The 16,255-nt window shown below is 44.5% G+C and carries 14 protein-coding genes; 4 read left to right on the top strand and 10 right to left on the bottom strand.

Translation table 11 applies throughout. The features are described from left to right. Window positions 1-134: 134 nt before the first annotated feature. From AAA943_RS01925 to AAA943_RS01915, 3 genes are all read left to right on the top strand, one after another. Window positions 135-2,045: a polysaccharide biosynthesis protein gene (locus AAA943_RS01925; RefSeq protein WP_338222553.1), complete on the top strand. Its 1,911-nt coding sequence runs from the start codon at window positions 135-137 to the stop codon at window positions 2,043-2,045. Window positions 2,046-2,319: 274 nt separating this feature from the next. After that, window positions 2,320-3,900: an NAD(P)/FAD-dependent oxidoreductase gene (locus AAA943_RS01920; protein WP_338222552.1), complete on the top strand. Its 1,581-nt coding sequence runs from the start codon at window positions 2,320-2,322 to the stop codon at window positions 3,898-3,900. A 233-nt stretch (window positions 3,901-4,133) separates the two neighbouring features. Beyond that, complete coding sequence (locus AAA943_RS01915) at window positions 4,134-5,537, top strand: exonuclease domain-containing protein (RefSeq protein WP_338222551.1); 1,404 nt, start codon at window positions 4,134-4,136, stop codon at window positions 5,535-5,537. A 50-nt stretch (window positions 5,538-5,587) separates the two neighbouring features. Here AAA943_RS01915 and AAA943_RS01910 read toward each other — a convergent pair whose 3' ends face one another. Continuing rightward, the gene (locus tag AAA943_RS01910; RefSeq protein ID WP_338222550.1) at window positions 5,588-7,630 is read right to left on the bottom strand and encodes a S9 family peptidase; all 2,043 of its coding nucleotides are present in this window, start codon (window positions 7,628-7,630) and stop codon (window positions 5,588-5,590) included. Between the two features lie 444 nt (window positions 7,631-8,074). Between AAA943_RS01910 and mscL the strand changes: the two genes are divergently transcribed. Next, window positions 8,075-8,500: a large-conductance mechanosensitive channel protein MscL gene (gene mscL / locus AAA943_RS01905; protein WP_338222549.1), complete on the top strand. Its 426-nt coding sequence runs from the start codon at window positions 8,075-8,077 to the stop codon at window positions 8,498-8,500. A 73-nt stretch (window positions 8,501-8,573) separates the two neighbouring features. On the opposite strand, the gene AAA943_RS01900 is transcribed toward mscL, so the two are convergent. From AAA943_RS01900 to AAA943_RS01860, 9 genes are all read right to left on the bottom strand, one after another. After that, the gene (locus AAA943_RS01900; RefSeq protein WP_338222548.1) at window positions 8,574-9,017 is read right to left on the bottom strand and encodes a hypothetical protein; all 444 of its coding nucleotides are present in this window, start codon (window positions 9,015-9,017) and stop codon (window positions 8,574-8,576) included. A 152-nt stretch (window positions 9,018-9,169) separates the two neighbouring features. Further along, the gene (locus AAA943_RS01895) at window positions 9,170-9,523 is read right to left on the bottom strand and encodes a hypothetical protein (protein WP_338222547.1); all 354 of its coding nucleotides are present in this window, start codon (window positions 9,521-9,523) and stop codon (window positions 9,170-9,172) included. 31 nt (window positions 9,524-9,554) lie between these two features. Continuing rightward, entirely contained in the window at window positions 9,555-10,100 is a 546-nt protein-coding gene (locus tag AAA943_RS01890) for an RNA polymerase sigma factor (protein ID WP_338222546.1), read from the bottom strand. 87 nt (window positions 10,101-10,187) lie between these two features. After that, the gene (locus AAA943_RS01885) at window positions 10,188-11,111 is read right to left on the bottom strand and encodes a universal stress protein (RefSeq protein ID WP_338222545.1); all 924 of its coding nucleotides are present in this window, start codon (window positions 11,109-11,111) and stop codon (window positions 10,188-10,190) included. Between the two features lie 429 nt (window positions 11,112-11,540). Beyond that, entirely contained in the window at window positions 11,541-13,016 is a 1,476-nt protein-coding gene (locus AAA943_RS01880; RefSeq protein ID WP_338222544.1) for a lipopolysaccharide biosynthesis protein, read from the bottom strand. A 42-nt stretch (window positions 13,017-13,058) separates the two neighbouring features. Further along, entirely contained in the window at window positions 13,059-13,175 is a 117-nt protein-coding gene (locus AAA943_RS01875) for a FeoB-associated Cys-rich membrane protein (RefSeq protein WP_338222543.1), read from the bottom strand. A 3-nt stretch (window positions 13,176-13,178) separates the two neighbouring features. Beyond that, complete coding sequence (feoB, locus tag AAA943_RS01870) at window positions 13,179-15,311, bottom strand: ferrous iron transport protein B (protein ID WP_338222542.1); 2,133 nt, start codon at window positions 15,309-15,311, stop codon at window positions 13,179-13,181. 5 nt (window positions 15,312-15,316) lie between these two features. Beyond that, complete coding sequence (locus AAA943_RS01865; RefSeq protein ID WP_338222541.1) at window positions 15,317-15,538, bottom strand: FeoA family protein; 222 nt, start codon at window positions 15,536-15,538, stop codon at window positions 15,317-15,319. 77 nt (window positions 15,539-15,615) lie between these two features. After that, window positions 15,616-16,251 (bottom strand): hypothetical protein, encoded by a 636-nt coding sequence (locus AAA943_RS01860; RefSeq protein WP_338222540.1) that lies wholly within the window; start codon window positions 16,249-16,251, stop codon window positions 15,616-15,618. Between the last annotated feature and the right edge of the window lie 4 nt (window positions 16,252-16,255).

The raw sequence follows: 16,255 nt of genomic DNA, 5'->3' as shown, positions 1-16,255 counted from the left end.
TTAAATTTCCTTTTGTTTTCAGAAAAAAAAGAATTTTTTTAGTTAAAATTACGCCTATGTGTTTACATTTAGCTGTCACTCTATTGTCCTCGCGTTATTGCTAAGCACGTGGAATACATAAAATTACCCATCCTATGAGTTTTTTATCGAGGTTGAAGATCCTTCCTAGATGGATAATTGTTGTATTGGACTCCTTTATTCTCTTCCAGTGTTGCTTGTTTGGGTATTTGGTCAGATTCAATTTTGACCTAACGGCGGTTTCCAACTACAGCGCTTTTGCCGGTAGTCTTACCTTTATGCTGGGTGGCCTTTTGGTCATGCAGAATACCAAAAGCTATGAAGGGATTGTCAGGCATACAGGTTTCAGAGATGCTGCCAATATTTCAAAAACCATAGTGATAAACTTTGTCATCTTTTTGTTTTTGAACTTCTTCCATGGAAATTTTTTGAATGAGAAGTTTCTTCCTCCTTCCTCTGTTTTGGTCATTGCAAGTTTGGCTGCCTTGATCAGTCTGATTTTCTACCGCCTTTTGGTCAAAGAGATTTTTGTCTATTTAAGAAATGGGGTTTCGGAAAAGAAACTGAGGAATGTGATCATTTTTGGAGCGGGAGAAGCAGGCATAATTGCACAGGAAGCCATCAATCGGGACAGCAAAAGCTTATTGAATATCGTTGCCTTTTTCGATGATGATCCTAAAAAAGAAGGCAAAAATATTGACGGTAAGAGAATTTTTAAAGGCTTGGATCAATTGGAAAGGCTGTCCAATGAATTCAATATCAAAGACTTGATCATTGCAGTCCGATACTTATCCGTATCCCGAAAAAATCAGATTATTGACGAGTGTCTCAGGCTCAACGTGTCGGTTTCCATTGTACCTCCTGTAGATCAATGGATCAATGGAGGGCTTACTGCCGGGGAAATCCGGGAGATAAAAATTGAGGATTTGCTCAGTAGGGATCAGATTGTCTTGGACAATCCCAGAATAGAGGAGGAGTTGCGGGGAAAAGTGGTCTTGGTGACTGGGGCTGCCGGATCGATAGGCTCCGAACTCTGCAGGCAGATCAGCTATTATCATCCCAAGATGCTGGTTCTGTTGGATTTGGCTGAATCACCGCTTTACGATATTGAGCAGGAATTTAAACAAACCTACCCCGCCTGTCCCATCAAAATCATCCTGGGTGATGTGCGAAACAAAAGGAAGATGAAGGAGGTTTTTCGGGATATTAAACCTCAGGTGGTCTTCCATGCTGCTGCCTATAAGCATGTTCCCATGATGGAAAACTACCCTGAGGAGGCCATTCATGCCAATGTGATCGGCACAAAAATCCTTGCAGATTTAGCTGTTTTGGCCAAGGTAGAGAAGTTTGTGTTTGTCTCCACCGATAAGGCTGTCAATCCGACCAATGTCATGGGAGCAAGTAAAAGGGCTGCAGAAATGTATGTGCAGGCCCTCAATGAGTTTCTGGAAAAAAATCACGCAATAACCCACACCAAATTTATCACCACCCGTTTTGGGAATGTTTTGGGTTCCAATGGTTCGGTGATTCCTTTGTTCAAAAAGCAAAACGAACAGGGAGGACCCATTACGGTCACTCATCCGGACATCACCCGCTATTTCATGACCATTCCCGAAGCTTGTCAATTGGTCTTGGAGGCCGGTGTGATGGGAGAGGGAGGAGAAATCTATGTTTTTGATATGGGAGAACCAGTCAAAATCCTGGATTTGGCCAAGAAGATGATTCAGCTTTCAGGCAAAAAGGTGGATCAGGATATCAAGATAATTTTTACAGGACTCCGAGAAGGAGAGAAGCTTTTTGAGGAATTGCTCAATGATTTTGAGACCGTGAAAATCACCCACCATCCCAAAATAAAAATCGCCCAAGTCCTGCCTTCTTCCTTCAAAAAGATTGATGGGCAAATTGAATTGTTTCAGGAATTGATCACTAAAAACAACGAAACCGATATTGTCCGGCATCTGAAGGTTTTGGTTCCTGAATTCATTTCCAACTCTTCCCGCTTTGAGGTTTTGGATAGAATGAATTGAGATTTAAAGTATCAAGTTTCTGCTATCAAGTAGAATAATTTAGAATCAATTGAGCTGCAAGAGATTGCGGCTTTTTTTTTGCCAAAAAATCCGGCACCTTAATAGACCAAATTAACAATAACTGATGAACAATGAACAATGAACAATTACCAATTACCAATGATCAATGGCCAATGACCACCTAATTACCCCTAACTAAATAACGGACACCCAACAACCAATTTCCCGTTCTGCTTTTTACCTTTGCATCTCTTTAAGGATAAATACCTTACCCATGAAAAAAGAATTTTCCCTCAAGCTCAGCCCGGAGGAGGCTTACGATCCTGAGCTATTTCAGCAGACTCTTCTCAAAAGAGCGGGTTTAGCTTCCGATTTTCCTCAGGCTTTTGCCCGACAAACCCGAAGGTCCATAGATGCCAGAGGAAGAAAAGTCATAGTCAATGTGGAGGCAGAGCTTTTTATCCATGAAAAGCCAGGTTCTCTTCTTGATCATTCACCTGATTATCCCTTTGTGGGAAATGCAGAAGCATTGATTATTGTTGGGGCAGGTCCGGCAGGGATGTTCGCGGCCCTAAGAGCCATTGAACTTGGAATCAAGCCTATCCTAATCGAACGGGGAAAGGATGTTCGGGCACGCAGACGGGATTTGGCGGCAATCAACAAAGAGGGAATCGTGAATCCCGATTCCAATTACTGTTTCGGTGAGGGTGGGGCAGGTACCTATTCGGATGGAAAGCTTTATACCCGTTCTAAAAAGCGGGGAGACATTCGAAGAATCATGGAGATTTTGGTGGCTCATGGCGCTACGGAGGAGATTTTGGTGGATGCCCATCCCCATATTGGCACCAACAAATTGCCTGTTTTAGTTGCCAAGCTTCGGGAAAGCATCTTGGAAGCGGGTGGAGAGATTCATTTCGAGACCCGGGTGGAAGATTTGATCATCAAAGAAGACGAGATTAATGGGGTAGTCACCCAAGCGGGAGATCAAATCCATGGAATCGGGGTTATTTTGGCTACAGGCCATTCGGCAAGAGATATTTTTCAGCTTTTGGACAGAAAAAAGGTATTCATTGAAGCCAAGCCTTTTGCCCTTGGGGTACGCATAGAGCACGCTCAAAACCTAATTGACCGAATTCAATACCATTGTGAAGTGGATCGTGGGCCCTATTTGCCAGCCTCATCCTATTCTTTGGTTCATCAAACCCAGTTTCAAGGAAAGCAAAGAGGGGTATTTTCCTTCTGTATGTGTCCGGGAGGATTTATTGTTCCAGCTGCCACGGCCCCTGGAGAATTGGTAGTGAATGGGATGAGCCCTAGTAGGAGAGATTCCCGATTTGCCAATTCGGGCATGGTCGTATCGGTGGAGTTGGAGGATTTGCCCCAATATCGAAAATACGGCGCCTTGGCAGCCATGCACTTTCAGGCTGAAATCGAGCAGAAGGCATGGCAACTGGGCGGTAAAACCCAAACTGCACCTGCTCAACGCATGGTGGATTTTGTGAAGAAGCGGGTAAGTACTTCTCTTTTGGACACTTCCTATCAACCAGGTTTAAACTCGGTGGAAATGCGTGAAGTATTGCCCCCATTTATCGCCGAGCGCATGGCGATGGCTTTTACGGTTTTTGGGCAAAAGATGAAGGGCTATTTTACCAATGAAGCTCAAATCATCGGAGTGGAAAGCCGAACTTCCTCACCGGTAAGAATCCCGAGAGATCGGGAAACCTTCGAGCACCCACAAATCAAGCGGCTTTATCCTTGCGGAGAGGGGGCGGGCTATGCCGGAGGAATTGTCTCCGCAGCCATGGATGGAGAAAGATGCGCGGAGAAACTGATTGAGGCATACGCGAAGAAGTAGGAGAGCTTTGTCCAATGTCCGGTGTCCTATGTCCGATGTTTGGTGAGACGGATGGAGGTAGGATTTTAATGGAAAACTACCCAAAATAAGGGTTGAGGTCCTAGAATAGGTCGTAAATCGTAATTCGTAAATCCTAATTAAATGGGCTTCAAATGACACGAAAATCAAAAAAGGAAGACTGTCATTTTTCGTCAATTAATCCCCAATAAACAGACAAATCCCTACTTTTAGCCATGGAATTTGCCATTGTGGATATAGAGACTACGGGAGGTTCTCCAGCAGGAGGAGGCATTACTGAAATAGCCGTGGTTATTCATGATGGAAAAAAGATCGTGAAGGAGTTTCAGACTTTAATCAACCCTCAGCAGCCAATTCCTTCTTATATCACGGGCCTGACTGGCATAGACCAAAGCATGGTGCAGGAGGCCCCCACTTTTTCTGAAATCTCCGAAGAGCTTTGGAATTTGCTCGAAGACCGGGTGTTTGTAGCCCATCAAGTCAATTTCGACTTTGGGTTTATCCGCGCTGCTTTTCAAAAAGAAGGAAAAAGCCTGGCCAATGCCAAGCTTTGTACCGTCAGGTTGGCCAGAAAGGTATTTCCGGGTCTTCCATCTTATAGTTTGGGCAGGATTTGTGAAAATCAGCGCATCCCTATCCTTGCCCGCCATAGAGCTATGGGAGATGCCAAAGCTACTGCCATCTTGTTTGATCGTATGCTGCATCAGCAGGGAGAAGTGGTCTATTCCTCTTTGAAGAAAAAGGCGGGTGAAAACTACCTTCCTCCCAATTTTTCCTTTACCAGATATCAGGAAATCCCAGAAGCCTGTGGGGTCTACTACATGCTCAACTCCTCCGGAAAGGTGATTTACGTTGGAAAAGCCATTAACATCAAGGAAAGATTTAAGGGGCATTTTTCAGGAAATGTTCATCCTCATCTCAAGCAGCAATTAAAAGCCGAAATCACGGATCTGCGCTGGCAATTGACCGGATCGGAGATGATGGCTTTGCTTTTGGAGGCTTTGGAAATCAAAAAACTTTGGCCCAAGTATAATTCAGCTCTAAAGCTGCCTAAGACACTTTGGGGGATTTTTGATTATCAGGATTCTTCCGGGTATTTGCGGTTTCAGGTGGCCAAGGTGACCAAGAATCTCCGTCCTCTGGAAACCTTTTTTTCTTCAGAAGAAGCCCTTTCCTACCTCAAATCAGGCATTGAATCTTTTCAGCTCTGCAAAAAGCTCAGCGGTCTGCGAAGAGTAATATGTGAGACCGTTCAGGATGAAGTCTGTCAAGGTGCCTGCAAATCCGAAGAATCTCCAAAAAACTACAATGCTCGAGCCAGGGAGTTTATCGATTTGATTCGGAAAAGTAAATTGGACCTGATCATCGAGCTTCCGGGAAGAGAGATAGCAGAAAAGGCGGTTTGCTACTTCGAAAATGGCATGCTCAGCAGATTTGGCTTTCATCCTAATTGGGAAGGGGATATCCAGGCTTTGGAGGTGGTGCCCAAGATTCCCGAGACGTTTTATATTCTCAGGCAGTTTTTGCCCAAGCTCAATCAGGATTCCATTCGGATTTTGGAAGGGGAAGAGATCCCGGCAAAAGGCGAACCCCAACTTGGTTTTGGGTGGAATTGGTAAAATGGGATAAGAAATCAACGTTTTCTTATCCCAGTATTTGATTTCAACAATTATCCGGCTTTTCCTTCCAGTATGAGGAGAAAGGTGTACTCCAAAGCCAATTCTTTCAAAGCATTGAATCTTCCCGATGCTCCGCCATGGCCTGCTTCCATATTCGTGTGAAGGAGGAGGTGGTTGGAGTCGGTTTTCAATTCTCTGAGTTTGGCTACCCATTTGGTAGGTTCCCAATATTGTACTTGAGAATCATGCAGACCTGAGGTCACCAGCAGATGCGGATAAGCTTTGGCCTCTATATTGTCATAAGGAGAGTAGGAGAGCATATACTCGTAGTATTCCTTATTCTTCGGATTTCCCCATTCCTGAAATTCCCCAGTGGTCAAGGGTATACTTTCATCGAGCATGGTAGTGACCACATCCACAAAAGGCACATTAGCAATGACTCCGTGAAACAATTCCGGCCGCATATTGATCACCGCTCCCATCAGTAATCCCCCCGCACTACCTCCCATGGCATAGAGACGGGAAGTACTTGTTATCTTTTCTGCGATCAGCTTTTCTCCACAGGCAATAAAATCGGTAAAGGTATTTCGTTTTTTCAGCAGCTTGCCCTCCTCATACCACGGTCTCCCCAAGTCTTCTCCCCCTCGAATATGGGCTATCGCAAAGACAAAGCCCCTGTCCAGCAAGCTCAGTCGGTTACTGGAAAAATAAGCATCCATACTGAATCCATAGGAACCGTAGGCATAGAGGAGAAGAGGATTGCTTCCGTCCTGGGTGAAAAGGGATTTTTTATAAACTAAAGAAATGGGAACCTGAGCTCCATCCTCCGCAGTGGCCCAGATTCTATGGGCCTGATATCCCGAAGAGTCGTAGCCTCCGACGATTTCCTGCTGTTTGAGCAGGAGTTTTTTTCGGGAGGGCATGTGGTAGTCAAAGGTAGAGTTGGGTGTAGTCAGGGAAGTATACCCAAATCTCAGCATATCTGACTCAAACTCCGGATTGATGCTGATCCATGCGGTGTAGGTTTCCTCTTCAAAATCCAGAAAATGACCTTCCCCTTCCCAAGGTTTGATATGAATTCGTGTCAATCCATTGAATCTTTCCTGAGTGACCAAATAGCCGGAGAAAAGCTCGAAATTTTCGAAAAGGACATCGGATCTGTGCGGAATTTCATCCTGCCAATGAGCTTTTTCGGTCTGAGTGACTGGAGTCTTTACCAGTTTGAAATTAGTCGCCTGATCGTTGGTCCGAATCCAAAAATAATCTCCATAGTGGTCAGCTGCGTATTCCAGATGGGGGATACGAGCCTGCAATAGTTGGAATTCCCCGAAAGGATTATCCGATTTGAGGAATCGCATTTCGGAGGAAATGGTGCTGGAGGAGTGAATGAAAAGGTAGTCCTCCGATTTGGATTGGTGAACTGCACAGGTAAATTCCTCATCTTTTTCCTCAAAAATCAGCACATCTTCTTCAGGCTTTGTCCCTAAAACATGCCGATAGATCTGAAAGGAGCGAAGGGTTTGTGGATCCTGTTTGGAATAGAAGACGGTCTGATTATCCCCTGCCCAAGCCAAATTTCCAGTTACTTGAGGAATGGATTCCCGGAGGATTTCTCCTGTCTCCAGGTTTTTGAAGTGGATGGTGAAAATTCTTCTTCCCACTTCATCTGCTGCAAAGGCCAGCATTTTTTGATCAGGGGAGGCAGAGGTTCCCCCTACCTGGAAATAGGCCTTTCCTTTAGCCAATTCATTGACATCCAAAAGTACTTCTTCAGGGCCTTCCAAGCTTCCTGCCTTTCTGCAATAGATGGGATATTCTGCTCCTTGGGTATATCTCACGTACCAATAAAATCCCGATTTGAAATAGGGCACACTTTGATCCTCCTCTTTGATTCTGCCCTTCATTTCCTCAAAAAGCCGATTTTTGAATTCTTCTTTTGGCTTCATGAATTCTTTCAAAAATGAATTTTCTTCTTCCAGATAAGAAATGACTTCCGGATTTTCCCGCTCATTCATCCAATAGTAAGCATCCACTCGTTGGTGGCCGTGGATTTCCAGAATTTTCTCTTTTTTGTGGGCTTGAGGTACTTTCATTTGGGTGTTTTTTGGACTGCAAGGATAAGGAAAAATTCTACCCTGATGATGCGGTCAATCAGGAAAAAGGACCAATAATGGATAAAAATCAAAGCCAAACTTTTCTTCGGGATCAGATTGCTTCCAATTTCTTCTCTTTTTCTTCCTAAGCCTGGGAAAGGTGAGCAGCGAAGAAATTTCCTGTGTCTTCAAAACCTGATAGAAAGTGAAGTTTCGCTTTCGAATCGGGTAATTGGCCCTTACCCCAGCTATCGAAAGGATCCGTATCTATGATTGGAGTTTTTTTTCCATAATTGGGCAAGAGCCTGTTTATCAGGAAAATATAAATTCCGGAGTGGGTATATTTTCTGAGATCATGCAAAATGAAACGCATTTTTTTGTGGATGTCTGTTATTTAGCTATTTTCCCAATAATTAAACCATCATCAACCTAACCTTTCACCTTATGGGATTAATTAAAGAATTCAAGGAGTTTGCTGTCAAAGGCAATGTAATTGACCTGGCAGTCGGTGTGATTATCGGCGGGGCATTTGGAAAGATTGTATCCTCTTTTGTCAATGACATTATCATGCCTCCAATCGGCCTTTTGTTGGGCGGAGTGGATTTTAAGGATCTTAGTATGGTTCTCAAAGAAGCCACTACAGATGAAGCAGGAGAAGCAGTAGCAGCCGTGACGTTAAACTACGGGATGTTTATCCAAAATGTAGTTGATTTTGTCATCATCGCTTTTGTGATTTTTCTGGCGATCAAAGGAGTCAATCAAATGAATCGCAAGAAAGAGGAAGCACCTGCTCCACCTCCAGCACCTCCAGCACCTACACCTTCTGAGAAGCTTCTTGAAGAAATAAGGGACTTGCTCAAAAAACAGTAAAAAAATGGCCCTGAATAGAAATTCAGGGCCATTTTTTTATGGGCTATAGGGAATAAAAAAAATTATATCCCGATCAAGGTCTCCCACCTCCGCCTCTTTGCCTTTGGTAAAGTTGCCTCGTAAAATCCCTTGCAAGATTATTCAGCATCAGAATCTGTTTGGCGGAAAGTACTCCCGAGGCTTTCTGAACGAATGCCTGTTCCTCACTGAGCAGAACCTGTTGCAATTCAAATCTTCTTTTTATCCGGTCTTTGGCCTGTTCTTCTGAAATGGATTCCGTGTTTCGGTTGAGCTCGGCGATTTCCCTCATGGTAGCTTCCCTTTTGTCATTGTACTCATTGAAAATCGGCCAGAACTTTTCTGCTTGCTCAGGCTTTAAATCAATGCGCGTGGTAATGAAGGCAATTCGGGCAGCCTGAAGCTTTTCCGGGTCGATCTGACTTGGGCGCTGGGCAAAACTTTCCCAAGTGAGCAGAAGTAGGATCAGGGTGATGAGTATAGATTTTATTTTTTTCATTTTAGTTTCATTTAGCTTTTTGATCTCTTTCCTTCCGGATTTTTTTCTCCAACCATGAGTTTGGGTCTTGCCGGCTACGTACCTGATCAAGAGGCTATGTAGGCTTGGAGGGATCATTTTCAAGCAAGCTTGAATTTAAATTACTATTGTTTCTAGAACCAGTTTTCTTCTTCGTATTCAAACAGTCCTTCCAGAGGCATCTCTTCTTGGATGATTTGATCCAAAAGGGAGTTGGGGTCTTCTGCCATACTGAGGACGTCCTCTGCCGTCCACTGATTGCTCTCGATATAGAGTAAGGCTTCTTCCTCCAGGCTGAGTTGCTCATTCTGATTGGAAAGAGAGCCCAGCTGCCACCAACCCAAGGAGAGTATCAGAGCTGCGGCCGCGGCATATTTAATCCATGGATTGGATTTTTTAGCCGAGGTTTTTTCCAGAATTCGGTCCGGAAGCTGCTCAAAGTATCCCTCAGGTGCTTTGAATTCCTTGAATTTAGGTAACTGTTCCATCTTTTTTTAGACCCGTTTGGAGGCCATTGGTTTATTCTTGTAAGACAAAATGCTCAATTTTTTTTACTGCATGGTGAAAGCTCGCCTTCAATGCTCCGACACTTGTCCCGGTTATTTCGGAGATCTGCTCATAGCTGAGCTCCTCTTGATGCTTGAGGTTAAAGACCAAGCGTTGTTTTTCGGGAAGTTGGAGTAGGGCCTTTTGGAGTTTGAGTTGGATTTGATCTCCGCTGAAATTTCCCGGCTGATCCAGATAGGATTCCAGCTTTTCCTGATGGTCCTCAATTGAAAAAAAGAATCGCTTTTTCTTCTTTTCCAGGAAAGTGAGGGTTTCATTCGTGGCTATCCGGTAGAGCCAGGTAAAAAGAGAGGAATTCCTCTCGAATTTTTCCACATGCCGATAAGCTTTGATGAAGGTGTTTTGAGTGAGATCATCCGCATCCTCATGGATAAGGACCATTCGTCGAATGACGTGGTAGACTTTCCTTTGGTAAGTTTCGATCAGTAGCCGGAAACCCAGCTCTCGCGTAAACGGAGAATGAATTTGGTCCAAAATTTTTTGATCGATTTCTTTCATTGACCCCGTTTGGACTGCCTGTAGAAGCTAAGGTTTAATCTGAAAAAAAATGAGTCGAAATTTTCGACTCATGGAACTGGTTTCTATTTAGATCTCCAGAATATAATCCAGAATCCCTGCATTTTTTCCTTTGGGACGGGTGACAAGAAGAGGAAGACTGTCATTGTATTGGATCAGGCGCTCGGCCATACTGCCAATAAATAGGGCAGTGGCGGCTGTTCTCCCTTTGGCACCGATGATGATTCCATCCACATTCTGCTCCAAGGCCATATTTACGATTTCCTGCACCGGATCATCGTCATCGTCTTTGGTGTAAATGGGGATAATTTTCAAGCCTTTGGTATCGATCTTCCGGATAAACTTCTTGTAATTGATCTCGGCATGCATTCGCATGATCTCGGTGAATTCCTCATAGCTTTTGCCTGTGAAATGATATCCAGTGGGCACGCTGAATACATTTTGGCAGATAATCTCCGCATTTCCCCCGTGTTTTTCCACGATCATGATTGCCTCCTCGAGGGCATCTTTGGAGTATTCGGAGAAGTCACTCGGTACCAGCAGTCTGTTGATTTTTGGTTTGGAGCCTTCAGGTACAATCAGGAGGGAACAGCTTGCTCGTCTTGCCAATCGCTGAGAAGCCACTCCGGTACCCGGTAGCTCTACTTTTCTCCCGATCAGAATCATGTCTACAGACTTCTCTTCGGCAAGTTTCAGGATTTTCTTGGAAAGGTTTCCTTCCTTGACCACATAGCTGATGGAGATGCCTCTGAGCTTGGGAAAATGCTCCTCCACCATCTTTTCCATGGCTTCCTTTCTTTCGTTGACCATGTTTTCCACCAGATTGGGAAACTCCTCCAAAATCTCCTTGGGGATAGAAAGGTTTTTGATGACGTTGGTAAAGTAGATCTTTTTGGTTTGGTTGACTTTGGCGATGAATGCAGCATGTTCAATCAGCGTCTGGTCAAGCGGAGTTTGATCGAGGCAAACGATCATTTTTTTAATCAGGTACATGGCAAGCGTGGTTTTGCGATGCAAATTTACATTGACAAAGGGAATCTATTCAGAATTTGGCAAAATATTATTTTGAATTTTTCCTTTCATTTCCAGTCAGGGCCCATTTTTGGGATTTGAACAAGGTTTAAGAAAAAATAAAATTTGGCAGAAAGAAAAGCCACCTTCAGCAAGGGGAAGATTCAACCCCATTCTTTGCTTTAATTTCCATTTGATCCAACTCCTTCTGGTCAAAATCGTATATTTGCAGTATCCGGGCCGTCGACATGTTCGAACTTCACAATTTAAAAACAATTCCGAGTGAAGCCCTCTCCAAAAACAGGCCTCATCCCGCCTCTGCGGGACCTCGCACAAAAAGCAGGATAACAGTGGAAGTTTGCGGTTTTAAGGCAGCTCAAATCTTGTCAATAAAAGAGGTTTCGTAACACTCTAAGGCCCGGATTTTTTAAGCAGTTTTTTTAAATAGTCCCATTCCTCCCTGCCCACCTTCAAAGCCATGGACATCACTCCATAAATCCCCAGGATAAAAACGCTCTTCAAGAAGATATGGGTGACAGGGCCTACACTTTCTACCCCTTGACCGCTTAGGGAAAGAACCATGGATCCGATAAATAAAATCCGAAGTGTATCCCAGCTGAATGGATCCAAACCTAATTTCTGCTTCAGATATCCGTATTTAATCCCATTGAAAACAAGCATGACCAAAGCCGAGCCTATTGCTGCTCCATTTATGCCAAAGATCGGAATCAGCCAATAATTGACCCCGATGATCAATACACTCATGGCGATAGTCAAAATCAAATTGAATCGATAATAGTTGGAAAAGACCAGGATCTCAGAGTTGATGGAAAAACCCACATCGAAGATTTTTCCCAAAGCGATGTAGAAAACCACCCATTTTCCTGCCTGATAGATTTCCCGGTTAGGAACAAAGTGGTAAATCTGATCAATGTTTCCCCAAATCAGTGCAAAAATCAGCAGGCAGATGTACAGCTGTCGGTTGGATATCTGCCGGTAGAGACGGTTGATTTCTTCGATTCGGTCTTTGGCAAAATGATCCGCAATCACAGGCATAGCTACCTGAGATACCGCCCGCCGGGGCAATTCAATTACCAAGGCCATGTAAAAGGCAATCGAGTAAATGGCATTGGCTTCCAAACCCACCATGGCACTGACCATGATGCTGTCGATCTTCATGATAAGCGTAGAAGCAGCTGTAGCCAAAAAGGTGATCAGACTAAACTTTAGAAATGAGCTTCTGAATCCCGTGGGGAAGTTTTTCCATCGGAAATCCAAAACCAGGACTTTTCTCCAAACCAAAAAAATCAGAACACCAAGAAAAGCCAAACCATAGACCCCAATCAGGCCCAGCATCACCTGCTCAAAATCAATCCAATCTAACAGGTACAGGCAAACCAAAACCGAGGTCAAAAAGCGAAGGAAAACCTCACGAAAAAAGGTGGGGACAGCCACTTTCAGATAAGACCGGGCATAGGCATCCATCACGCTACCCAGCAGGGCAAATAGAGTGATCAGCAGGACTATTCCAAGAAAATCCACCACCTCTGGGGAATTGACCGCGAAAAGCTGTACAAGCTCCTCTTTAAACCCCAGAAAAACAGCTCCTACCACCAAGAAACCCATTAGGGAAAAGGCTAAGCCATAGCTCAAAAAAGCAGATTGCCGGGATTCGAGTTTGGGGAAATAACGGGTAATTCCATGCCCCACACCCAATTGGGCAAAGGGAACAAACAAAAGAGCTAAATCCTGAATGGTTCGGAAGATTCCCAGTTCGTTGGCATCAAGTGCGTAGGGATAAAGCCAAAGGACATTGACATAACCGATCAGGACACCCAAGTAAGAAAAAACGGCAGTGAGAATGCTTTGGCTGGCGATTTTGCCCATAGGCTAAATGTATCAAAAAAATCAGAACCTGGAAATTACCCCTTAGGGCTTGGCACACTTGTCACAGCCCGGTTGGGTTTTGGGTTTGACCAAAAACTTCCGCACCACAAATGCTGCCGCTGCTAAAACCAAGATTCCGACGATTATTTCCTGCCACATAGCTTAAGATAGGATTTGGTAGGTGATCAATGCCATCAGATAGGCCAATCCAGACATATAAATCGTCTGTAAGATAGGCCATCTCCAGCCTTTGGTTTCTCTTTTTACCACAGCCAGTGTACTCATGCACTGCATGGCAAAGACATAAAACACCATCAGGGAGAAGGAAGTTGCAACGGTGAAGGTTTTTTCGCCGGTATAGGAATTGACTTGCTGGGCAAGCTTCTCCCGTATCGTCAGTTCGTCTTCCACGTCTCCTTCAATGCTGTAAATGGTCGCTATCGTAGAAATAAAGACTTCTCTTGCCGCAAAAGAGGTGATCAATGCAATCCCGATTTTCCAGTCATATCCCAAAGGTCTAATTACAGGCTCAATGGTTCTACCCATGATTCCGATGAAGGAGTTTTCCAGAAGCAGAGAACTGGTCTCTGCTTCAATGGCGGTGATTTCTTCTTCTCCGCTTGCTTGTTCGAGCCTAGCTTCCCCTTCAGCCCTGATTTGGTCCATGGTGCTCGGAGGACCATAAGAGGCAAGGACCCAAAGCAGAATGGAAATGGCGAGAATTACTCTTCCTGCTTCAAAAACGAAGGTCTTGGACTTTTCGATCATGGTAAGCCCCACATCTGCCCATCTCGGTAGTCGGTAAGGGGGCAATTCGGAGAGAAGGAAGCTTTTTTCGTCGGTCTTCAAGATCAATTTAAGGAAGAAAGACGTGATCAAAACTCCAAAAATCCCAAGCAGATAAAGACTCAAGAGTGCCAAAGCCTGCAAATTGACAAAACCAAGTACTACCTCATCCGGTACGGTCAAGCCGATCAAAATGATATAGACCGGAAGTCTCGCAGAGCAGCTCATCAAAGGAGTCACCATAATGGTGATCATTTTCTCTTTCCAATTGGAAATATTCCGAGAAGCCATGATTCCCGGAATGGCACAGGCTACTCCCGAGACCAAGGGAACGATACTTTTGCCGTGAAGCCCAAAGGGTCTCATCCACCGATCCATCAAAAAGACTACTCGGGACATGTAGCCCGTATCTTCCAAAATGGCAAGAAAGCCAAAAAGTAGGGCGATTTGAGGGATGAAGATGACCACACCGCCTATACCTGGGACTATCCCTTCTGCCAATAAGCTGGTCAGCGGGCCTTCAGGAAGCCATCCTACCAAACGGGTGCTGATGTCTGCGAAAAATCCGTCTATCCAATCCATGGGATAGGATGCCCAAGTGAAAATCGCCTGGAAAATCAACAAGAGGATAAAGCCGAAAAGAACATAGCCCCAAACAGGATGTAGACTGAGCTGATCGAATTTCGATTTGGGTTTTACCTCGTTTTTCTTGGCTACAGCCTTGGTCACCAAATCGGTGATCTTCTTGTACCTCAGCTTGGTTTCCTCAAGTTGGGCTTCTTCCAGATTGAAATCGATTGCCTCCAGTAAATCGGAAATCCACTTTCTTTCCTCGAGAGGCATGGCTTTATCCTTGGACCCAAATCGAATCATCTGATAGGCCTGGTAGTCATTTTCCAACCCAAATCTCTGGGTAACCCGATCCAAAATCTCAGCAGGAAGCACCTGTCTGATATCCACAAAAGTGGAGGCTTTGGAGAAATTCTTTTCTCCGATCAACTGCTTGACCTGATCGAGCCCTTTTTGATTTCGAGCATCGGTGGAAACAATAGGTACACCGAGTGCTTTGAAAAGTTCATAGGTTTTGATTTCTATTTTCCGCTTTTCGGCCAAGTCAGCCATATTCAGAATCACGGCAAGATTGACCCCTAGGTCTATCAGCTGAGAAGCCAAAAACAATCCTCTTGAAAGTTGGGAAGAATCAATGACCATCAGCACAAAATCCGGCCGGTCTTCGATGCGGGTATGATTCAGTACCCGATGGGCGATGATTTCGTCTTCTGAATTGGGAAAAAGGCTATAGGTACCCGGTAGGTCGACAATCTCAAAGGTTCCCTGACTAAGGTGAAGTAGGCCTGTTTTTTTATCTACTGTCACTCCCGGATAGTTGCCGATTTTTTGATTGAGTCCGGTCAGGTAGTTGAAAATCGTGGATTTCCCTACGTTGGGATTCCCGATGATGGCTACCTTCTGTGTTCGGGTAGTGGAGGAAAGCAGGGCTTCAGACATGGGCTTCAGATCAGTTCGACTTGGATTAATGCAGCCTCTGATTTTCTGAGCGCTAGTAGGGTTTCTTCCATTCGGTAGGCTTTTGGGCCACCGGAAGGAGCTTCATGCTGCAGGGTGATGATTTTTCCGGGCAGAAATCCCAGCTCCATCAAATTCAATTTCAAGGGAGAAGGAAGAATTTCCACGATTTTTCCGGTTTGATCTATCCTGAGCTGATCAGCTGTCATTGGGTGATATTTGGGCTTAGTGCCGCAAAAGTAGGGGTATTTGGAATGAATCTAAAGAAAAACAAGGAAGATTTTTGTCAGTTTTTTGAACGAACGCTTAAAATCTCATTTGAGATTTGGAATGTCTCTCCATTTTCCAGCACTAGGTTAAAGCTGAGTTTTAGCTCAAGGCTTTTTCCGGGGTCTTTTATCAAGCCTACTTTTAGAAAATCTTCCAATATCAGGGTCAATCCTTCTCCTAGGAACTCGTCAATTGGAACCAGCGAGGAACTGAAAAAACTATTCATCCCAAAGAATTCTGAAAGTTCCTGACCTACTTCCCATCGGGTTCCATCCCCAAGGATTACCTCCTCCTGATTGATGATCCGTAGGTCGATCAGCTGCTTGTCTACCGTAATCGGAGGAGGGCTGCATGCATAGGCTACTCCAAGATTCCAGTTGAAATTGGAAGACTTTTCAGCTGAAGAAATCAGGTCAAAATCCTTGATTCGAAATGCCTTTACCACTTGGTCGTATGGCTGATTTAGACTGGGAGTGATTTGCTGCCCACCGGTGGAAAATGTCAGAAGCTCGAAAGACCGGATTCTGGCACTCTGCTCGGGAAAAGTCGGATTGCATCCACAGGGATTGTTGCAGAGAATCCCACAACCTCCAGGGGCCAAGGCCAAGAATGCAAGCAGAAGAAGGGTCAATCCCGATTTTTTCGAAGCCATCTGT

The organism is Algoriphagus confluentis, assembly GCF_036245625.1.
GTDB classification, from domain to species: domain Bacteria; phylum Bacteroidota; class Bacteroidia; order Cytophagales; family Cyclobacteriaceae; genus Algoriphagus; species Algoriphagus confluentis.
The sequence above is the reverse complement of the archived record's forward strand: the minus strand, read 5'-3'. Positions and strand labels throughout refer to the sequence as shown.